22 protein-coding genes and 3 tRNA genes are annotated in these 20564 nt (G+C 54.8%); 18 read left to right on the forward strand and 7 right to left on the reverse strand.

Features of this window, described 5'->3' with window-relative positions; genetic code table 11:
* Nucleotides 1-20: 20 nt before the first annotated feature.
* Nucleotides 21-908 (forward strand): 4-hydroxyphenylacetate catabolism regulatory protein HpaA, encoded by an 888-nt coding sequence (gene hpaA / locus AC2A1E_RS13515; RefSeq protein WP_484384188.1) that lies wholly within the window; start codon nt 21-23, stop codon nt 906-908.
* Nucleotides 909-953: 45 nt separating this feature from the next.
* Here hpaA and ampH read toward each other — a convergent pair whose 3' ends face one another.
* Together ampH and AC2A1E_RS13525 are read right to left on the reverse strand one after the other, a co-directional pair.
* Complete coding sequence (gene ampH / locus AC2A1E_RS13520; protein ID WP_484384189.1) at nt 954-2093, reverse strand: D-alanyl-D-alanine-carboxypeptidase/endopeptidase AmpH; 1140 nt, start codon at nt 2091-2093, stop codon at nt 954-956.
* Nucleotides 2094-2227: 134 nt separating this feature from the next.
* Complete coding sequence (locus tag AC2A1E_RS13525; protein WP_484384190.1) at nt 2228-3301, reverse strand: GGDEF domain-containing protein; 1074 nt, start codon at nt 3299-3301, stop codon at nt 2228-2230.
* A gap of 265 nt (nt 3302-3566) precedes the next feature.
* Between AC2A1E_RS13525 and AC2A1E_RS13530 the strand changes: the two genes are divergently transcribed.
* On the forward strand, nt 3567-3851 hold the full coding sequence (locus AC2A1E_RS13530) for a DUF1435 domain-containing protein (RefSeq protein WP_484384191.1): 285 nt from the start codon (nt 3567-3569) through the stop codon (nt 3849-3851).
* A 78-nt stretch (nt 3852-3929) separates the two neighbouring features.
* On the opposite strand, the gene AC2A1E_RS13535 is transcribed toward AC2A1E_RS13530, so the two are convergent.
* The 4 genes from AC2A1E_RS13535 to AC2A1E_RS13550 all read right to left on the reverse strand — a co-directional run bounded on the left by AC2A1E_RS13535 (nt 3930) and on the right by AC2A1E_RS13550 (nt 5479).
* Nucleotides 3930-4016, reverse strand: a tRNA-Leu gene (locus tag AC2A1E_RS13535).
* Nucleotides 4017-4059: 43 nt separating this feature from the next.
* Nucleotides 4060-4146 (reverse strand) — tRNA-Leu (locus AC2A1E_RS13540).
* Between the two features lie 33 nt (nt 4147-4179).
* A tRNA-Leu gene (locus tag AC2A1E_RS13545) sits at nt 4180-4266 on the reverse strand.
* A 319-nt stretch (nt 4267-4585) separates the two neighbouring features.
* On the reverse strand, nt 4586-5479 hold the full coding sequence (locus tag AC2A1E_RS13550; protein WP_484384192.1) for a LysR family transcriptional regulator: 894 nt from the start codon (nt 5477-5479) through the stop codon (nt 4586-4588).
* 119 nt (nt 5480-5598) lie between these two features.
* Here AC2A1E_RS13550 and AC2A1E_RS13555 point away from each other — a divergent pair, with 119 nt between their 5' ends.
* Complete coding sequence (locus AC2A1E_RS13555; protein WP_484384193.1) at nt 5599-6591, forward strand: aldo/keto reductase; 993 nt, start codon at nt 5599-5601, stop codon at nt 6589-6591.
* 171 nt (nt 6592-6762) lie between these two features.
* On the opposite strand, the gene rsmC is transcribed toward AC2A1E_RS13555, so the two are convergent.
* Nucleotides 6763-7806: a 16S rRNA (guanine(1207)-N(2))-methyltransferase RsmC gene (gene rsmC, locus AC2A1E_RS13560; protein ID WP_484384194.1), complete on the reverse strand. Its 1044-nt coding sequence runs from the start codon at nt 7804-7806 to the stop codon at nt 6763-6765.
* A 268-nt stretch (nt 7807-8074) separates the two neighbouring features.
* On the opposite strand from rsmC, the gene AC2A1E_RS13565 reads away from it, so the two are divergent.
* From AC2A1E_RS13565 to deoB, 15 genes are all read left to right on the forward strand, one after another.
* A complete protein-coding gene (locus AC2A1E_RS13565; RefSeq protein ID WP_484384195.1) occupies nt 8075-8512 on the forward strand; it encodes a DNA polymerase III subunit psi in 438 nt (145 codons plus the stop codon).
* Nucleotides 8457-8900 carry a ribosomal protein S18-alanine N-acetyltransferase gene (rimI, locus tag AC2A1E_RS13570; protein ID WP_459401197.1) on the forward strand — a complete coding sequence of 148 codons (444 nt, stop codon included), beginning with the start codon at nt 8457-8459 and terminating at the stop codon, nt 8898-8900. Before AC2A1E_RS13565 ends, rimI begins: the two co-directional genes overlap by 56 nt.
* Before the next feature lie 186 nt (nt 8901-9086).
* On the forward strand, nt 9087-9395 hold the full coding sequence (locus AC2A1E_RS13575) for a helix-turn-helix domain-containing protein (RefSeq protein ID WP_484384196.1): 309 nt from the start codon (nt 9087-9089) through the stop codon (nt 9393-9395).
* Nucleotides 9395-9568, forward strand: coding sequence for a hypothetical protein (locus AC2A1E_RS13580; RefSeq protein ID WP_484384197.1), 174 nt, complete (start codon nt 9395-9397; stop codon nt 9566-9568). The genes AC2A1E_RS13575 and AC2A1E_RS13580 overlap by 1 nt, the downstream gene beginning before the upstream one ends.
* Nucleotides 9565-9837 (forward strand): hypothetical protein, encoded by a 273-nt coding sequence (locus tag AC2A1E_RS13585; protein WP_484384198.1) that lies wholly within the window; start codon nt 9565-9567, stop codon nt 9835-9837. The genes AC2A1E_RS13580 and AC2A1E_RS13585 overlap by 4 nt, the downstream gene beginning before the upstream one ends.
* Before the next feature lie 160 nt (nt 9838-9997).
* Nucleotides 9998-11587, forward strand: coding sequence for a peptide chain release factor 3 (gene prfC, locus AC2A1E_RS13590; RefSeq protein WP_484384199.1), 1590 nt, complete (start codon nt 9998-10000; stop codon nt 11585-11587).
* Between the two features lie 530 nt (nt 11588-12117).
* Entirely contained in the window at nt 12118-12732 is a 615-nt protein-coding gene (gene osmY / locus AC2A1E_RS13595; protein WP_484384200.1) for a molecular chaperone OsmY, read from the forward strand.
* A gap of 67 nt (nt 12733-12799) precedes the next feature.
* Nucleotides 12800-12961, forward strand: a complete 162-nt coding sequence (locus AC2A1E_RS13600) for a DUF1328 domain-containing protein (protein WP_473188688.1) — start codon at nt 12800-12802, stop codon at nt 12959-12961.
* A 60-nt stretch (nt 12962-13021) separates the two neighbouring features.
* Nucleotides 13022-13207, forward strand: a complete 186-nt coding sequence (locus AC2A1E_RS13605; protein WP_484384201.1) for a CsbD family protein — start codon at nt 13022-13024, stop codon at nt 13205-13207.
* A gap of 10 nt (nt 13208-13217) precedes the next feature.
* On the forward strand, nt 13218-14327 hold the full coding sequence (locus tag AC2A1E_RS13610) for a patatin-like phospholipase family protein (protein WP_484384202.1): 1110 nt from the start codon (nt 13218-13220) through the stop codon (nt 14325-14327).
* The gene (locus tag AC2A1E_RS13615) at nt 14324-15115 is read left to right on the forward strand and encodes a TatD family hydrolase (protein WP_484384203.1); all 792 of its coding nucleotides are present in this window, start codon (nt 14324-14326) and stop codon (nt 15113-15115) included. The genes AC2A1E_RS13610 and AC2A1E_RS13615 overlap by 4 nt, the downstream gene beginning before the upstream one ends.
* A 170-nt stretch (nt 15116-15285) precedes the next feature.
* The gene (locus AC2A1E_RS13620; RefSeq protein WP_459401206.1) at nt 15286-16563 is read left to right on the forward strand and encodes a NupC/NupG family nucleoside CNT transporter; all 1278 of its coding nucleotides are present in this window, start codon (nt 15286-15288) and stop codon (nt 16561-16563) included.
* A gap of 528 nt (nt 16564-17091) precedes the next feature.
* The gene (deoC, locus tag AC2A1E_RS13625) at nt 17092-17871 is read left to right on the forward strand and encodes a deoxyribose-phosphate aldolase (RefSeq protein ID WP_484384204.1); all 780 of its coding nucleotides are present in this window, start codon (nt 17092-17094) and stop codon (nt 17869-17871) included.
* Nucleotides 17872-17928: 57 nt separating this feature from the next.
* Nucleotides 17929-19251, forward strand: coding sequence for a thymidine phosphorylase (gene deoA / locus AC2A1E_RS13630; protein WP_484384205.1), 1323 nt, complete (start codon nt 17929-17931; stop codon nt 19249-19251).
* A gap of 66 nt (nt 19252-19317) precedes the next feature.
* A complete protein-coding gene (deoB, locus tag AC2A1E_RS13635) occupies nt 19318-20541 on the forward strand; it encodes a phosphopentomutase (RefSeq protein WP_484384206.1) in 1224 nt (407 codons plus the stop codon).
* The last annotated feature ends 23 nt before the right edge of the window (nt 20542-20564 follow it).

Below are 20564 nucleotides of genomic sequence, written 5' to 3' on the forward strand. Positions count from 1 at the left end.
TCTCATTTTCGGAGGACAGCGTGCAGAAAAATACCGGCTTTATCGTCAATATCGATATTTGCAAAGAGTATGACGCGCATTATGCCGCCGATGAGGTGCACTACGAAACCTTCGCGGGGCTGGCGGCGTTTTTCGGCCGTGACATGCAGGTGCACTGGCATGAAAGCTTCTTTCAGGTGCACTTTCTGGAAACCGGCAAGATAGAGCTGCAGCTCGACGATCAGCACTATTCGGTGCAGGCACCGTTGTTCATCCTCACGCCCCCTTCGGTGCCGCACGCCTTTTTCACCGAACCGGACAGCGACGGGCACGTGCTGACGGTGCGTCAGGAACTGGTTTGGCCGGTGCTGGAACGGCTGTACCCCGGTAGCAATCTGGCGCTGGAACTGGAGATGCCGGGGATTTGCCTTTCATTGGCCGATGCGCCGCAAGAGTTGGCGGCGCTCAGCCATTACTGGGCGCTGATCCGCCGTGAATTCAGCCAGAAGATGGCGGGGCGTGAACAGACGCTGGCGCTGCTGGCGCAGGCGGTACTGACGCTGTTGCTGCGCAATACTTCACTGGAAGATAAAGCCGCCAGCGGGATGCGCAGTGAACTGAAGCTGTTTCAGCGTTTCAATAAGATGGTGGATGAACGTTTCCGCGAACATCTGCCGGTGCCGGAATATGCGCAAACGCTGGGAGTGACGGAGTCGCGGCTCAATGATTTGTGCCGCCGTTTCGCCAACCGATCGCCCAAGCGGCTGATTTTCGATCGCATGCTGCGTGAGGCCAAACGGATGCTGCTGTTCAGTGCCTGTACGGTGCATGAGACCGCCTACAGCCTGGGATTCAAAGATCCGGCCTATTTTGCCCGCTTCTTCAACCGGCTTGAAGGCTGTTCCCCGTCGGTTTATCGCGCCCGCTAAAGTATCTCGGGCGAACAAGTACGTTCGCCCGCAATTTTTGCAGAATCAGCCCTTATTCGCCACCAGATCGCCCACCAGCCGATTGACCGGATCGCTCATATTGGTGAATTTGGTCAACTCTGAGCGGGTCACCACCACGAATACGCCGATATTTTTCTGCGGCACCATCGCCATATAGGTAATAAAGCCACCGCCGCCGCCGGTTTTCTGAATAATGCCCGGCAGGCCATCTTTCGGGGCCATATACACCCAACCTAATCCCAGCGCATCCGCCTGGCCTGGAACATCCATCCCTGTCAGCGATGCCAGTTCCCTACGCTGGAAATACATGGTTTGCTCGCTCTGCGCCGTCAGTTTACTCGAACCGGTGAGGTTGGAGGACAGGAACTGCTGCATCCAGCGCTGCATATCGCGCGGGGTGGAGTAGACGCCACCGCTGCCGGCGGCGGCTGTGGTATCGCGGCAGGTACTTGACCCGGTAGCGGCAATCATCAGGCGTGAACACTGTTCGGCGCTGGGCGTCAGCGTGGTATCCACCATCCCCAGCGGGGCGGTGATTTTCTCACGCAGCAGAGTGTTGTAGGACTTTCCTGCGGCGCGCGACAGGGCATCGGCCAACAGATCGTACGCCAGGTTGGAGTAGGAGGCCCGCACGCCCGGCGGCACGGTAATGCTGGCGTGCGCCAGCCACTGCCAGCGCTGAGCTTTGGTTGGCCAGGTAAACACCGGCGTTTTTGGCGGTTTCTTGCCGGGCTGCTCACGCGGCAGGGAACTGGTGTGCGTGGCCAGATTCAGCAGAGTGATCGGTTGACCTGCGTTGTAAGAGGGCACATAAGCCCCTTTGGGCGCGTATTTGCGCAGCGGATCGGTGAGCTTTATCTTGCCTTCTTCCGCCATCTTGACCATCACTTCGCTGGTCATCAGCTTGGTGATGGAAGCAATGCGGATCAGGGAGTCCGGATGCGGGCGCTGATCGTTACCCGGTTTGGTATCGCCAAAACTGCGGTTAACGACCTGATTATTGTCGATCACTACCAGCGCCATGCCGGTTGCACCGCTATTGAAGAAAATATGTTCAGCATACTGATCGACAATCTGTGACGTCAGTTGAGTGGCGGCCTGGCTGACCAGCGGCGCGGTACACAGGCCCAGCGCCAGCAATAAAGCGGAGAGTGAGGTCTTCAACGGTCATTTTCCATTTTCAAAATGCTGTAGGGAAAGGCAAAAGTCGCTGCTTAGTGTAATGCGCGATTGCCAGAATGGCATATGGAAAAAGGCTCGATGGCGAATTTTTTACTATGACAACAGGTTACGGGCCGTCAAGACAGGGCGCTTTGCGGGCTGCTGGCCCGTTGGATATTGTTACGGCCGCTGTTTTTCGCCCGATATAGCGCTGCGTCAGCAGAGCAGATGGCGGAATCGAGATCCAGTTTATCCAGCACGGTAATACCGGCGCTCAGCGTCACTCTGGTGATCTCCTGTGGATAGCGGTGATGGGGGATGATCAGTTCCTGCACGCATTGGCGCACGCTCTCTGCCAGAGAGGTGGCGTACTCTTCGCTGACGTTGATCAGTAGCACCAGAAATTCTTCACCGCCGTAACGCACCACGATATCCCGTGAACGCACCGTATCACGAATGGCGGTAGCGACCTGGAGCAGCGCCTGATCGCCCATGGTATGACCGTAGCGATCGTTGTAAGCCTTGAAGTGATCGATATCGAGCAGCAGCACGAAGTGGCTGCCTGCGGTAGGTGCGAGCAGCTGATTGAGCCTATTTTCCAGACCACGGCGGTTATACAGGCCGGTTAACGGATCCAGCATGCTCAGATCGTTGAACTTATCCCGCTCGTGATACAGATTGGCCACCAGATCTTGGGTAAAGGCTTCGCTGCGTTTCAACATCAGGTGATGGATTGAAAAAGCCACGATCGGCAACAGGATGGTGAACAGGATGCGCAGGGTGTTGTGCATATCGTCCAACCACAGAATGGTCAGCGCCGAAGGCAAGGCGTTCAGGCAGAAGGCGATAACGTTATCCGTCAGAGAAATTGCGCTGATAAAGAAAATGCTGAACAGGCTGATTAACAGAAAGCTGTGACTATCGTTGGGCAGGTATTGATGTTTGATATAGATATGTGCCGCCCACAGCAGACCGAGAACCGTGGCAGACAGGTTTAGCTTTCTGATGTATTGCCGTGGCGAGCGTCGCGTATATCCGATTGCCACCAGACAAAACAGAGGAATGCCGATTAATGGCAGAGTAAAGGCTGGATTCGCCTGAAAGGGTAACAATAAAGTGAAGATGGCAGAGACGCTATTCATTGATAAAAAAAGCAATAACGATAAGCGGTGCTTGTTGCTTTGCAGCTCCAGATAAGAACGCGCATTCATACAGGGATCACTCTTTGCCCAATTGCTCTGCCGGAAGAATAAGGTTATGAAAAATTCCTGGTGCGTGAATTAAGCACCTGCGATGAATGGTTTCAGTTAAGTATTATTAATGCACTAATATTTATAGGAATTTTCTTAAGTCAAATTATCATTTTTTCACCAGGCTGTCATCTGTGTTAAGCCTGATGGAGGGGGAAATTGCTGTGCGGGGTAAAAAGTGTTATATGATATTGGTTATCATTATCATTTGTGAAATGAGGCTATCATGATTGCTGCGATAATCATTGCATGTGGGTTATGGATCGTCAGTATCTGCTTGGGCAAACGGCTGGCCAGCGCCTGGGGCGTATTGCTGCCTTGCGCTCTGATGCCGTTAATCGCGCTGATTGATCTCAATATGATGCAACTGCGCACCCTGATCGTCATTGCCATGCTGGTTACGCTGGTGATGTTGTTTAACAGCCATCTGCGCCATTATCTCTTGCTGCCTTCGTTTATGGCGTTGGCCGGCGGATTAGCCGCCATCAGCCTGCATTTCAGCTTTAGCTGAAACGACAAAATCACGCATGAGCGTGTTGGTTTTTCAGAGGATGTAATACGAAAGAAAAAGGGAGTAGAAGTCATCAATTGGTGCGAAGAGAGGGACTTGAACCCTCACGTCCGTAAGGACACTAACACCTGAAGCTAGCGCGTCTACCAATTCCGCCACCTTCGCACAGTCGATGTTGTTGCTTTGTTTTCGATTTATATCACCAGCTTGGTGCGAAGAGAGGGACTTGAACCCTCACGTCCGTAAGAACACTAACACCTGAAGCTAGCGCGTCTACCAATTCCGCCACCTTCGCATTGATGCTGTGCAATATAAATCATGTGGTTATTGGTGCGAAGAGAGGGACTTGAACCCTCACGTCCGTAAGGACACTAACACCTGAAGCTAGCGCGTCTACCAATTCCGCCACCTTCGCTTACCAGAAACATTACCGGAGTAATGCTACCACGGAGGCGAATTCTAGAGATTTTGGCGGGTACGTCAATAGTTATTTCCTGGTTTATGGGCGTTCGCTGGAAAAAACGCCTATCCCCTTCATCTTTCAAACTGCAGCGTTGTTGACTGCGTACAATTACTCGGCCCATCCGTGGGCCTCGCCCCTTCGGGGCCGCTGCAAGCAGCGTTCAAATCTGCTCCCGGCAGATTTGTCACCCCAGTCACTTAGTTGTCTAAGCTCCTGGGGATTCGCGTACTTGTCGCCTAGCTGCAGATTGAAATCTATTGGGGATAGCGGATTAATATTTGTTGAACAGACCAATCAGCCAATCAATCAACACCCTAACGCGTGGTGCGAGGAAGCGGCCAGGGGGATACATGATGTAGATCGGCATCGGCGGCGGCGGTGTTTCTGCCAAGACTTCCACCATTTCACCCGTCTTTAACCAAGAGGCCACCGAGTAGCGGGATCCCTGAATCAAGCCCATCCCGGCGCGGCAGGCGCTGGTATAGGCATCGGCACCGCTGACGCTCAGCTTGCTGGGTAATTCGCGCAGTTCCAGCTTGCCGTTGCGGCAGAATTCCAGCGGATAGTTACGGTTGTTGATCAGCGAGAAATAACCCACCGCCTGATGGTGTTGCAGATCGTCGATCGATTGTGGAGTACCGAAGGTGTGCAGATAGGCGGGAGATGCGCAGGTGAGCTGTGGCATCTGGGCAATCAGCCGGGCAACCAGCGCGTCGTCTTCGGTTTCCCAGGCGCGCAGCACGCAGTCCACGCCTTCACGCAGCAGATCCACATGGGTATCGTTGGCGCCGAGCGCCAGCTCAATTTCCGGGTAACGCTGATAAAAATCCGCCAGTGCCGGGATGACGATCTCCCGCGCCAGCGAGTGCGGCATATCAATACGTACTTTGCCCGCGGGTTGCAGCTTATGCTGGTGGAATAACGTATCCGCCTCTTCCAGCGCATCCAGCAGTTGCAGGCAGCGCTGATAGTACAACGAGCCCTCGGTGGTGATCTGTACCTGGCGCGTGGTGCGCAGCAGCAGGCGGACACCGAGCCGCTGCTCCAGCCGCTTCAACGCATTACTGACCGTGGCGCGCGGCAGTTGCAGGCGTTCAGCCGCGCGGCTGAAGCTGCCCAGCTCGACGATCCGGGTAAAGATACGCATGGCTTGAATCTGATCCATGTTGCTACCTGCCATTGTTAGCGATTTATGAACAGTGATGTGCAGTCTTCATTATTTATCTTTGCAGCGTAAACAACCAGACTGGATTGCAACATAGACCGTTCAATGAGGACAACACAATGCAACAACGTCAATTAGGCTCTAACGGCCCCGTCGTCTCGGCTCTGGGTTTAGGCTGCATGGGAATGAGCGACTTTTACTCCACCAGCAGCGATGAAAAAGAGGCGATTGCCACGCTGCACCGGGCGCTGGAACTGGGCGTCACGCTGTTGGATACCGCCGATATGTACGGCCCACACACCAATGAGCAACTGATCGGCAAAGCAATCAAAGGCCAGCGCGATCGCGTATTTCTGGCGACAAAGTTCGGCATTGTGCGCGATCCGGCCGATCCCCATGCCCGTGGCGTGAGCAGCAAGCCGGAGTATATCCGCCGCTCGGTCGAAGGCAGCCTGCAACGTTTGGGGGTGGAAACCATCGATCTTTATTATCAGCACCGGGTTGATCCGCAGGTACCGATCGAAGAGGTGGTGGGCACCATGGCGGATCTGATTAAAGAGGGCAAAATCCGCTATATCGGTTTAAGCGAGGCTTCCGTTGCCACGCTGGAGCGCGCGCACAAAGTGCATCCGATTACCGCATTGCAGACCGAATATTCGCTGTGGACGCGGGATGCGGAGCAAGGTCAGCTTGCGGTCTGTGAACGGTTGGGCATCGGTTTTGTGGCCTACAGCCCGCTGGGGCGCGGCTTTCTGACCGGGGCGATCCAGCGTCCGGAAGATCTGGCTGAGGACGATTTCCGCCGTGCTAATCCGCGTTTTCAGGGGGAAAACTTTGCCCGCAACCTGGCATTGGTGGAAAAGGTCAGTGAATTGGCCCGGCAGAAGGGGGTTGCGCCTTCACAGTTGGCACTGGCGTGGGTGATGGCGCAGGGGGAACACATCGTGCCAATCCCTGGCACCAAGCGCAGGCGCTATCTGGAAGAGAACGTAGCAGCGGCGGAGATTACGCTGAGTGAACAGGAACTGGCGGCGATCGAGGCGGTATTCCCGCTGGCAGGCGTGGCTGGCGCGCGTTATACGCAGGTTGGGATGGAGTTTATTAACGGCTAATATACCCGTCGTCAATCAAACTGCAGGGGTGTTGGCTGCCTTTGCTCACCCCAGTCACATAGTGGCCTATGCTCCTGGGGACTCACTCAGTTGCCGCCTACCTGCATCTTGATTGAACTTGGGTATATCTAAAAAGGGCGCTGAAGTGCGCCCGTGAATTTCAATGCCGAGTTACTTTTTCTTTTTCGGATCGCGCGGTTGGCGGCCAACGGTGGCTTTATACACCTTGAAACGGCCGTTCTGCGCCAGCACTTCGTGGCTGCCGAAAGTGGCATCCAGAATATCCGGGTATGGCAAGAAGGCGTTGGCAACGATACGCAGTTGCCCACCGATTGGCAGATGTTTCAATGCGCCACGGATCAGGGTTTCTGCGGCAGTCAGGCTGGTGGCCAGGCCGTCGTGGAACGGTGGGTTGGAGATGATCATGTCAAAGCGGCCGGTAATGTCGGAATAGACGTTACTGACGATCACTTCACCTTCAATACCGTTAGCGGCCAGCGTTGCGCGGCTCGATTCCACCGCAGCAGCATTCACGTCGCTCAACGTCAGCTTCATTTTCGGTGACAGCTTGGAGAGCACCGACGCCATCACACCGGCACCGCACCCTACGTCCAGCACCTTGCCTTTCATGTGTTTTTCCAGCGTCGACAGCAGCAGCGAACTGCCCACATCCAGCCCATCACGGCTGAATACGCCCGGCAGGGTTTTCACTTCCAGATCGTGCAGCTGATAGCTTTCCCACCAATCGGCCAGATCAAATTCAGTCTGTGCATCGATACGGCCATGGTACAAACCACAGCGGCGCGCGCTGTCGATTTTGGCAAGCTGGGCGTAGCCTTCCAGAGTTTGTTCCGCGCTGCGCACACCGCTGCGGTTTTCACCGACCACAAAGATTTCTGCGCCTACCGGCAGCAAAGACAGCAGATTGCACAGTTGGAACTGCGCTTCCTGTTTGCTCTTTGGCCAGTAATAGACCAGCGTATCGCAGTTGGCAACGAAAGTGGGATCTACCGTCAGGCCGAATTGTGCATTTTCGCCCATCATCCGGTTCAGTGACTGCCAGTGATGGTATTGCTGGGTGTGGACACGCACATCAGCGGCCTCGAATTGGGCCGGCAGGGTGTCCTGCAGATCGCCTGCGAACAGGACGCGGCGTGCAACAAACTCATCACTGTGGCGCAGCATGACTTCACTGGCTGGGGTTAATGCAGACATCAGTTTTTGGCTCCTCAAGATTAAGCGGGAGATTATAGAGCTTTGTGGCGAGATGTTCGACGGGTTTGTTGGCGCAGGGTGCGTGGGTTTGTTAGCATATACTCGTCATACTTCAAGTTGCATGTGCGTTGGCTACGTTTGCTCACCCCAGTCACATAGTGGTCTATGTTCCTGGGGATTCGCTCACTTGCCGCCTTCCTGCAACTCGAATTATTTAGAGTATAGCGCGGCACATGGCAGGCATAGTGCGCAACACACGGGAATCGGTATGGCATCAAAACGCGATTGGCTGTTACAACAACTGGGGATTACGCAGTGGACATTGCGCCGCCCTGGCGCGTTGCAGGGCGAGATCGCAGTCAGCCTGCCAGCGGAAGTACGCTTGCTGGTGGTGGCACAGACATTGCCCGATCCTCAGGATCCCTTGTTTTGTGATGTGCTACGCAGCCTGGGGCTGCAACCGGCGCAAACCTATAGTTTGACGCCGGATCAGGTGGCGATGCTGCCTCAAGACACTGAATGTAACAGTTGGCGGTTGGGCATTGCGGAGCCGCTTGCGGTGGCCGGTGCACAACTACACAGCCCGGCGCTGGCCGAGCTTTCTCAAGATGCGGGTGCCAAACGCGCACTCTGGCAGCAGATTTGTCACTATGAACAGCATTTCACCCCTGACGACGGCCGATCTGGCCACCGCCTTCAAGATTGAACACGCCAGCCATGCTTTTCCCTGGACGGAGGCAACATTCGCCAGTAATCAGGGCGAGCGCTATCTTAACCTGAAGCTGGAAGCCGCAGGGCAGATGGCGGGTTTTGCCATTACCCAGATCGTGCTGGATGAAGCTACGCTGTTTAACATTGCCATTCACCCAGATTGGCAGCGCCGGGGTTTTGGCCGCACGCTGTTAACTGCGCTGATCGCAGAGCTTGAAGCGCGTGGCGTGGTTACGTTGTGGCTGGAAGTGCGTGCTTCCAACCATGGGGCGATCGCGTTATATGAAGATCTCGGGTTCAACGAAGTGACGGTGCGCCGCAACTATTACCCTGCTGCCAATGGCCGCGAAGATGCGATCGTGATGGCGCTGCCGCTGGGTTAGCGTTCACCAGCAAGAAGCCCTATTTTTACAACGAATGAGGTGTATTTAAGATTGAATACACCTCATTCGTTGTTTTTAAATCCATTAACAGCAAATAAGTTGTTTTTGTCTTAAAATCGTACTAATTTTAGTGCGAATGCTTGATTTACAATTAATAAGGTGTTTTTGGTGGTAGGGGGAAGAACAATGCGAAAAATAGACGAGTTATCCTCAATTCTTAAACAGCGCCGCCGCGAATTAAACTGGAATCAAAAAGATTTCCTGATGGCGATTGGCATGACCCAGCAGCAATATCAACGTCTTGAATCCGGTAGTGATATGCGGCTCAGTACGCTGTTGAAAGTGTTGGAGACAATGGGACTTGAATGTGTGATTGTGCCCAAGGATCGGGTGAAAGAGGCGGTAGCGTTAGGGCAACAACAGGCCGGAAAGGGGCTGGATGTTCAAAGCTACAGGGAACTCGAGGCACTATTGCAAGAGCTTGAGGATCGCTAATGGCGAAGTTACGGCAAATCGAAGCGGTTAATGCATTGTCACTGACGCTATACGGAACGCGCGTGGGTGTTTTGGCACACTACAGTGGTGGTAAAAACATCCTGACTTTTGACCCACAATTTCGGGCAATGCCGGAGATGTCCGTTTATCTCCAGCCTATGACATTGTTATGACGCGAGCCTATATCGCAGGGGAAGCGGAAGTCGTGCTCAATATGGCGCAAGAAAAGCGTTGGTCGGTGATAAATTTGCACACCTTCGAACGTTGGGCTGAGCGTGTGGGCATTCCCTGGCCTGCCATTCGTGCCCATTTGTTGGACGCAATGGATAAAGCACGTACGCTGTGGCCAGACATGCTGGAAAAATTACCGATGATAGACGCGCACAAAACCGTGCTTCGGCAACATTGGGCTGCACTCTCTACTGATTTTCGTCTGAAGTGATGGCCAAATTATCTGCTTACCCAAAAAACCATTGATTGTCACCGGTTGGCAAATCAGCGAAAATGGCCCTCTGTTACCTTTTCATTACCGCTTTGCCTGGCACCGCTATTGACGCGTTTGCGATGATTGCAGGGCGGACCAACTGTAGAATCTGAAAAACATGTCTCCTAGTGAATTCGCCCGCGAAGTCTCGAAAAGAAGAACTTTCGCCATTATCTCGCACCCCGATGCCGGTAAAACTACCATTACCGAGAAGGTGCTGCTGTTCGGACAGGCTATCCAGACCGCCGGTACGGTAAAAGGCCGTGGTTCCAACCAACACGCCAAATCCGACTGGATGGAGATGGAGAAACAGCGTGGTATCTCGATCACCACCTCGGTGATGCAGTTCCCGTACCGCGAATGTCTGGTCAACCTGCTGGATACCCCAGGACACGAAGACTTCTCTGAAGATACCTATCGTACCCTGACCGCGGTGGACTGCTGCCTGATGGTGATCGACGCCGCAAAAGGCGTTGAAGATCGTACCCGCAAGCTGATGGAAGTGACCCGCCTGCGTGATACGCCGATCCTGACCTTTATGAACAAACTGGATCGTGACATCCGCGATCCGATGGAAGTGATGGATGAAGTTGAGCGCGAACTGAAAATCGCCTGCTCGCCGATCACCTGGCCGATTGGCTGCGGCAAGCTGTTCAAAGGGGTTTATCACCTCTACAAAGATGAAACCTACCTGTATCAGACCGGTAAAGGCCACACCATTCAGGAAGTGCGCATCGTCAAAGGGTTGAACAACCCGGATCTCGATGCTGCCGTGGGTGAAGACTTGGCAGCGCAACTGCGCGAAGAGTTAGAACTGGTGCAAGGGGCTTCCCACGAGTTTGAGCAGGAAGCCTTCCTGGCGGGTGAATTGACCCCGGTGTTCTTTGGTACCGCCTTGGGTAACTTTGGCGTGGACCATATGCTGGATGGCTTGGTGGCCTGGGCACCTGCGCCGATGCCGCGTAAAACCAATACCCGTGAAGTGGTCGCTGCAGAAGATAAATTCACCGGTTTCGTGTTCAAGATCCAGGCGAATATGGATCCGAAACACCGTGACCGCGTGGCCTTTATGCGCGTAGTGTCCGGCAAATATGAGAAAGGCATGAAGCTGCGCCAGGTTCGTACCGGCAAAGACGTGGTGATCTCCGATGCGCTGACCTTTATGGCGGGCGATCGTTCTCATGTGGAAGAAGCCTACCCAGGCGATATTATCGGTTTGCATAACCACGGCACCATTCAGATTGGCGACAGCTTTACCCAGGGTGAAGATATGAAGTTCACCGGCATTCCGAACTTTGCTCCTGAACTGTTCCGTCGCATTCGCCTGCGCGATCCGCTGAAGCAGAAACAGCTGCTGAAAGGGTTGGTGCAACTGTCGGAAGAAGGGGCTGTGCAGGTGTTCCGCCCAATCTCCAACAACGATCTGATCGTGGGGGCCGTCGGCGTGTTGCAGTTTGACGTGGTGGTTGCACGCTTGAAATCCGAATACAACGTGGAAGCGCTGTATGAGTCGGTGAACGTTTCCACTGCCCGTTGGGTGGAGTGCAGCGACGTGAAGAAATTCGAAGAGTTCAAGCGCAAGAACGAACTCAACCTGGCGTTGGATGGCGGTGATAATCTCTCCTACATCGCACCGACCATGGTGAACCTCAACCTGACGCAAGAACGTTACCCAGACGTGGTATTCCGCAAAACTCGCGAACACTAATCTGCCGATGCGGCACCGCATTCTTGCGGTGCCCATGACTCCCCAGCAGTTGCAACCCTCAGCACTCATCTTGCTAATTATTAAATTTTATTTATAAATTCTATTTTCCTCGTGGCTAATGTTCTACGGCTATCCTTCTGCAAATTTCACCTGATGGACTATGTTTATTAGGGTCTTTGGCATTTAATAAGCAAAAATAACTGCTATTCAATTACTATCTAGAGGGTTATTTTGCTCTGTTGTCGATCGGAGACAGTTCTATCCCATTAATATCAATGAGATAGCAACAGTGTCCCCGTATGAAGACGCTACTGTCGCTAATAGGCAACAATTTCTCGTCTAAGTGTTGTGTTTCTGTTTCTTTCCTGTTGATTTTTAATGGTTTTATAAGTCTGGCATAGATATTGCTGTTGTCTTATCGTGAACGTTTGATTGTATAGTAATCGTGAAGTATTCATTTGAGTTCGCCGTGATAACACGGTGCAGGAGTCCGCAGTTAATGGGGATTCACAACAAGAAGGAAGAGATCGATGAAAAATACCAAGTTTGCACATTCTTTGATGGCTATCGTTTTGGGTTCTGTTCTGGTGAGTGGCAGTGCAATGGCGCAAGAGTCGCTGCTCAACAAAGCCGCCAGCGTGGCTGATAGCACGGGTGCCAAAATCGATAGCTCCATGAAAAAAGTCGATAGCTATATGGATGACAGTGCGACAACCGCGAAAGTGAAAAGCGCATTGGTTGACGATAAAGCGATCAAAAGTACCGATATCTCGGTGGTCACTGAGAAGGGCGTGGTAACGCTCAGTGGTTTTGTCAGCAGCCAGATGCAGGCCGAACGGGCCGTTGCGGCTGCCGGTAAGGTGGAAGGGGTGAAATCCGTCAGCGACAAGCTGCACGTCAAAGACGAAGCCACCCAATCGGTGAAGGCTTATGCCGGTGATGCTGCAACCACCAGTGAACTGAAGGCCAAACTGCTGGCTGACGACATCGTACCTTCCCGTAATGTGAAAGTGGAAACCACCGACGGTGTGGTGCAGCTTTCCGGTACGGTAAAAACGCAGGCGCAATCCGAGCGGGCAGAGAGCATTGCCAAAGCCATTGATGGCGTGAAAAGCGTCAAGAACGATCTGGCAGTGAAATCCTAAATCCAGTTCTAATCACTGGGTCAACAAGGGGCGCAACCTATTGCGCCCCAGCGTTAAGGAGAAGCTTATGTTTCGTTGGGGCATTATATTTTTAGTCATTGCGTTGATCGCGGCCGCACTGGGCTTCGGTTCGCTGGCTGGCACCGCCGCTTGGGCGGCTAAAATGGTGTTTGTGGTGGGGATCATTCTGTTCCTGATCAGCCTGTTTACCGGCCGTCGGCGCCCTTAACTTTTCGTTCAAAGTGTAACAAAGCTTAATTCCTTTTCTCGTCGTCTGGAGAGTTCAGTCATGAATAGCGATATCATTCTCGGCCGCTGGAAACAGTGGAAAGGCCAGGTCTGGCAGGCATGGGCAGAGTTTTCCGGCAGTGACTGCGCTTGGTTAACCGGGAGCAATGACTGCCTCTCTGGCGTCTTGCAAGAAGATTACGGAAGAGAGCAAGAAGAGTTATCCTCAGAAAAACAGCCACATTGAGGAGACAGGGTTGGGATATAGAATACCTATCACGCTCGGTAATATAGAACCGCTGGCGTATAAACCATTCCAGCCCGGTAAAATGGCGCTGGTGTGTGAGGGCGGCGGGCAGCGCGGCATCTTTACTGCCGGTGTACTGGACGAGTTGCAGCGCGCCCGCTTTAACCCTTTTGAACTGATGATCGGCACGTCTGCCGGAGCGCAGAATCTTTCGGCCTTTATCTGCGGCCAGATGGGGTATGCGCGGCGAGTGATTACCCGCTACACCACGTCGGCTAATTTCTTCAACCCTCTGCGTTTTGTGCGCGGTGGGCATCTTATCGATCTTGACTGGTTGATAGATATTACTTCACAGCAACTGCCGCTGGCGATCGATGTAGCCGAGCAGCATCTCGGCAATGGCCGTGAATTCCTGATGTGCGCCTGTCGCAGCGATAATTTTGAACCCGCTTATCTGCGCGTTGAACCAGCTAACTGGTTGCCTGCGATCAAGGCATCGAGCGCCATCCCCGGTTTTTACCGCCAGGGCGTTGAGCTGGACGGTATCAGTTATCTGGACGGTGGCATCAGCGATGCGATCCCGGTAGAGGAGGCCTATCGCCGTGGTGCCGATACCATTGTGGTGATCCGCACCGTGCCTTCGCAGATGTATTACACGCCGCAATGGCTGAAACGCATGGAGCACTGGCTAAGTGACAGCAGTTTGCAGCAGATGGTGCGCATCATGCAGCAGCATGAGCAGAGTTATCACCGCATCCAGCAGTTTATTGAGCAACCGCCGGGTAAGTTGCGCATCTTCGAGATCTTCCCCCCTAAGCCGCTGGCGAGTAACGCGCTCGGCAGCCGTCTGCCTGCGCTGAATCAGGATTATCATCTTGGCCGCCGCTGCGGGCGTTACTTCCTGGCAACGGTTGGCCATTGGCTGCTGGAGCAGGAAAAGCGCGATGGCATCAAGGTACAACAACCCGTTTCACGCCGTTTGTTGCAGCCGGAAAGCGTGCGTATGCCTTCGCCGATCGCTACAGAGATGACACATTCGCACAATCAGGAAGCCCAGTTGGCGACGGCGAAAATCATTCTGCCGGGAGATCCCTCTGCTGCTGATGGAGACGCGCTGTGAATTACGTTTTTACCGATACCCACTGCCATTTTGATTTCCCGCCGTTTAGCGGCCACGAAGATGAAAGCTTGGCACTAGCCGCACAAGCCGGTGTGCAGCGGATCATCGTGCCTGCGGTAACGGCGGATCGTTTTGCCCTGGTGCTGAAACTGGCGCACGATCATGCGCCGGTGTTTGCCGCGCTGGGGCTGCATCCGTTGTATATCGCGCAACATCATGATGAACAGCTTGAGCAATTGGCGGGTTTTCTCGCCCGCCAACCGGCAAAGCTGGTGGCGGTGGGGGAGATTGGGCTGGATCTGTATATGGAAAACCCCCGGTTCGATCACCAGCAGGTGTTGCTCAAGCAACAGCTGGCGTTGGCAAAACGCCACGATCTGCCGGTGATCCTGCATTCCCGCCGTAGCCACGATCCACTGGCGGCAATATTGCGCCGGGCCGATGTGCCGCGCCGTGGCGTGGTACACGGCTTTGCTGGCAGCCTGGCACAGGCGCAGGCGTTTATCCGGCTGGGGTATTACATCGGCGTTGGGGGCACTATCAGTTACGAACGCGCGCAGAAGACACGCAGCGTGATGGCACAGTTACCGCTGGAGTCATTGCTGCTGGAAACCGATGCGCCGGATATGCCGCTAGCGGGCTATCAGGGGCAAGCGAACCGCCCTGAACGGGCCGCCGAGGTGTTTCAGGTGCTGTGCCAGTTGCGGCCCGAACCGCCCGATGAAATCGCCCATCATCTGCAACAAAACACCCTGTCTTTATTCGGCTTGACGCCGTACATCGCCTAAAACGTGATTTAAATCACGTTGCGGGATTTTCATTTGCAACTTGTTGTATTCATCTGTGACATATAATGAGGCGAATTTCTCCACGCTCAGTATAATTGCGCCCCGTTATCTACTCCTAAGCAACCCTGCGACAGGGATGCATTACTTTTTCGCAACAGGGATATTCTCACATGCAACTCATCATGAGCTTGGTCGGTATGGTGGTACTGATCGCCATTGCTGTGCTGCTTTCCAGCAACCGACGCGCTATTAAACTGCGTACCGTGCTCGGGGCATTTATCATTCAGATCGCCATTGGCGCGCTGGTACTGTACGTGCCACTGGGCCGCCGTATTCTTGGCGGCATGTCTGAAGGGGTGGCTAACGTCATCGCTTACGGCAACCAAGGCATCTCTTTCATCTTTGGCGGCCTGGTTTCCGACAAAATGTTCGAGGTGTTTGGCGGCGGCGGTTTTGTGTTCGCGCTGCGCGTACTGCCGGTGATCGTGTTTTTCTCCTCGCTGATCGCAGTGCTCTATTATCTGGGCATTATGCAACTGGTGATTAAAGTGCTCGGTGGCGGCCTGCAGAAACTGCTGGGCACCTCGCGCACCGAATCACTGTCGGCGACCGCCAATATTTTCGTGGGGCAGACCGAAGCGCCTTTGGTGGTGCGGCCGTATATCGCTACCATGACGCAGTCTGAGCTGTTTGCGGTGATGTGTGGTGGTTTGGCGTCGGTGGCCGGTTCGGTGCTGGCAGGTTATGCCCAAATGGGCGTGCCGCTGGAGTATCTGATCGCCGCATCCTTTATGGCTGCGCCGGGCGGATTGCTGTTCGCCAAGCTGATGGTGCCGGAAACCGAGAAAACCCACGACCAAGACGACGCGATGAAGCTGATCGCCGCTGAAGATCGCCCGGCCAACGTGATTGACGCAGCGGCTTCAGGCGCGGCTTCGGGAATGCAACTGGCAATGAACGTGGGCGCGATGCTGCTGGCGTTTATCGCCCTGATCGCCTTGCTGAACGGTATGTTGGGTGGCATTGGTGGCTGGTTCAACTTCCCGCAGCTGTCGCTGGAACTGATCTTGGGTTGGGTTTTCTCCCCGATCGCCTTCCTGATCGGCGTGCCGTGGAGTGAAGCGATGGTGGCTGGTTCGTTTATCGGCCAGAAGGTGATCGTCAACGAGTTCGTAGCCTATATGAACTTTGGTGCCTATCTGCGCCCGGACGACGTGGTTGCCGCCGATGGGTTGCAGGTCCTGTCACAGCACACTAAGGCAATTATCTCCTTTGCGCTGTGCGGCTTTGCCAACCTCTCTTCCGTAGCGATTCTACTCGGTGGCTTGGGCAGCATGGCACCGAACCGTCGGCACGATATTGCACGCTTTGGCCTGAAGGCAGTGGCTGCCGGTACGCTCTCTAACCTGATGAGTGCTACCATCGCCGGATTCTTTTTGGCGCTGTAAGCTAAACTAGAAACATCCCCCAGCATGTTTTGCTGGGGGATACCGCATGATTTCCTGATACGGGCATTCTGTAGCGCGCCCGCCATTGATTACCCGTCCGTTTAACGAGTTTGTGAACAAAGTTGCGTTATTTTGTGATTTAAATCACATATAATCCCGGTTTGTTGCAGTGAAATTTCATATTGTGTGAATCGGAGCACGTACCAGCCAAGGCGATCGTGTTCCAATATCGAAGGGCTATATGCGGTGAGAAGGATCTCAGTTGCCGCCGTGAGGACGTTGCTCACGGGCTATCTTCAAGGAACCAAGTCCGCTCGCCAACATCCGAGTGTTTATACTCTAAATAATTCGAGTTGCATGACAAAAACGCAATGCGTTTTTGAACAGCGCTTGCGCTGGCCCGGTAGGGTGAGCCTCATTGATGAGGCTCATAGTCACCAGGAGCATAGGCCACTATGTGACTGGTGCGAACGGGCGCAGCCAACACCCAGGCAACTTGAAGTATGACGAGTAAAGTTGGAGAGTTTTATGACCGAACTAACCGCAGCAGCGCAACGCGCGCTGAACCTGATGGATTTAACCACGCTGAATGACGATGACACCGACGAGAAGGTGATCGCACTGTGTCGTCAGGCCAACAGCCCGGCGGGCCATACTGCCGCCATCTGTATCTATCCGCGTTTTATCCCGATTGCGCGCAAAACGCTGCGTGAGCAGGGGACGCCGGATATCCGCATTGCGACCGTCACCAACTTCCCGCATGGCAATGATGACATCGATATCGCGCTGGCGGAAACCCGCGCGGCGATCGCCTACGGGGCTGACGAAGTGGATGTAGTGTTCCCTTATCGCGCCCTGATCGCGGGTAATGACAAAGTCGGTTTTGATCTGGTGCAACAGTGCAAACAGGCCTGCGCCGCCGCTAACGTTTTGCTGAAAGTGATCATTGAAACCGGTGAACTCAAGCAGGCAGCTCTGATCCGCCAAGCCTCTGAAATTGCCATTAACGCCGGGGCGGACTTTATCAAAACCTCCACCGGTAAAGTGCCGGTTAACGCCACGCTGGAAAGCGCTGAACTGATGATGACGGTGATCCGCGATCTGGGCGTCAGCAAAACCGTGGGCTTTAAGCCTGCCGGTGGCGTGCGCACGGCGGAAGATGCGCAACACTATCTGCAACTTGCCGAGCGTATTCTAGGGGAAGGCTGGGCCGACGCGCGCCATTTCCGCTTCGGTGCCTCGAGCCTGTTGGCCAGCCTGCTGACGACGTTGGGGCATAGCACCCAAACCGCCAGCAACGGTTACTGATGCTCTAGCGCGCCGCGTTGGCGCAGTGAAATTAAATAGCTCAAGCAGGGGGATGCCTTGTTCCTGGCGCAAGAAATAATCCGTAAAAAACGTGACGGCCAGCCGTTGAGCGAAGCGGAAATCCGCTTCTTCATTAATGGGGTGCGTGACAATGTGGTTTCCGAAGGGCAGATCGCCGCGCTGGCGATGACCATCTATTTCCACGATATGAACATGGCGGAGCGCGTGGCGCTGACCATGGCGATGCGCGATTCCGGCACGGTGCTTGACTGGAAAAGCCTGGCGCTGAACGGCCCGATTGTCGATAAGCACTCTACCGGCGGCGTGGGCGATGTCACTTCGCTGATGCTCGGCCCGATGGTGGCGGCCTGTGGTGGCTACGTGCCGATGATTTCCGGCCGTGGTTTAGGCCACACCGGCGGCACGCTGGATAAACTGGAGGCCATTCCGGGCTTCAATATTTTCCCTGATGACAACGCGTTCCGTAAAATTATCAAAGACGTCGGCGTGGCGATTATCGGCCAAACCAGCTCGCTGGCTCCGGCGGATAAGCGTTTTTACGCCACGCGCGACATTACCGCTACCGTCGATTCCATCCCGCTGATCACCGCCTCGATTCTGGCGAAGAAACTGGCGGAAGGGCTGGATGCGTTGGTGATGGATGTCAAAGTGGGGTCGGGGGCTTTTATGCCGACTCATCAGCTTTCGCAAGATCTGGCGCAGGCGATCGTCGGCGTAGCCAACGGTGCGGGGTGTAAAACCACCGCGTTGCTGACCGACATGAATCAGGTGCTGGCCTCCAGCGCCGGTAACGCGCTGGAAGTGCGTGAAGCGGTGCGCTTCCTGACCGGTGAATACCGCAACCCGCGCCTGCTGGAAGTGACTATGGCGCTGTGCGTGGAAATGCTGCTTTCCGGCGGCTTGGCGACCGACGACGCAGATGCCCGCGCCAAGCTGCAAGCGGTATTGGACAACGGCAAAGCGGCGGAAGTGTTTGGCCGCATGGTGGCGGCACAACAGGGGCCGGTGGACTTTGTGGAGCGCTACGATAGCTACTTGCCGACGGCAACCTTGAGTAAACCGGTCTATGCCGAAAAGCCGGGCATTATCACCGCGATGGATACCCGCGCGCTGGGCATGGCGGTAGTGGCGTTGGGCGGTGGCCGCCGCCGCGCTACCGACAATATCGACTACAGCGTCGGCCTGGCGGAGATGGCGCGCTTAGGCGATGCCGTGGGTACGCAGCGCCCGCTGGCGCTGATCCACGCCAACGATGAAGAGAGTTGGCAACAGGCAGCAGATGCGGTGCGCAGTGCAATAGTGATGGGCGATAAAGCCCCGGCAACCACGCCGGTGGTATATCAGCGCATCACGCAATAACCGCGGTTTTTAAAGAATCAGGAGCGGTAGCGGTTTTTTCGCTGCCGCCCACAGCAGGAGAACAGAATGAAACGCACCTATATTATGGTACTGGACTCGTTCGGTATTGGCGCCAGCGCCGACGCCAAACGCTTTGGTGATGAAGGCTCCGATACCCTTGGCCATATCGCGGCAGCCTGTGCGCGTGGTGAAGCCAACGTAGGCCGCAGCGGCCCGCTGACGCTGCCGAACCTGAGCCGCCTGGGCTTGGGCAAAGCGGCGCAAGAATCTACCGGCAACTTCCCGGTAGGATTGGACCCAAACGCTGAGATCATCGGTGCTTACGGCTATGCCAGCGAGCTTTCTTCCGGTAAAGATACGCCGTCCGGCCACTGGGAGATCGCCGGTGTTCCGGTGCTGTTCGAGTGGGGCTATTTCAAGGACGAGCACAACAGCTTCCCACAGGAACTGCTGGACAAGCTGGTGGCGCGCGCCAACCTGCCGGGCTATCTCGGCAACTGCCACTCTTCTGGCACGGTGATCCTCGATCAACTGGGCGAAGAGCACATGAAAACCGGCAAGCCGATTTTCTACACCTCGGCGGATTCGGTATTCCAGATCGCCTGCCACGAAGAAACCTTTGGTCTGGATCGCTTATACGAACTGTGTGAAATCGCCCGCGAAGAGTTGACCGAAGGCGGCTACAACATCGGCCGCGTGATTGCGCGCCCGTTCCTCGGTGACAAACCGGGTAACTTCCAGCGCACCGGCAATCGCCACGATCTGGCGGTGGAACCCCCGGCCCCAACCGTGCTGAAGAAGCTGGTGGATGAAAAAGGCGGTGAAGTGGTTTCTATCGGCAAGATTGCGGATATCTATGCCAACGTCGGCATTACCCAGAAAGTGAAGGCCAACGGCATCGATGCGCTGTTCGATGCCACGCTGAGCGAAATGGAAAAAGCCGGTGATAACACCATCGTGTTCACCAACTTCGTTGATTTCGACTCCTCCTACGGCCACCGCCGCGACGTGGCCGGTTATGCTGCCGCGTTGGAACAGTTCGACCGCCGCTTGCCGGAACTGCTGGCGCGCGTTACGGGTGACGACATCATCATCTTTACCGCCGATCATGGTTGCGACCCGACCTGGGCGGGCACCGATCACACCCGTGAACACATCCCGGTGCTGGTGTATGGCCCGAAAGTGCAACCGGGCTCGCTGGGGCACCGTGAAACCTTCGCCGACATCGGCCAGACCGTCGCCAGCTATTTTGGCCTGTCGCCGATGGATTACGGTAAAACACTATTTTAAGACTTTTTAATAAGAATTGAGGG

This window comes from Serratia sp. HNCC26DJ206 (assembly GCF_057180605.1).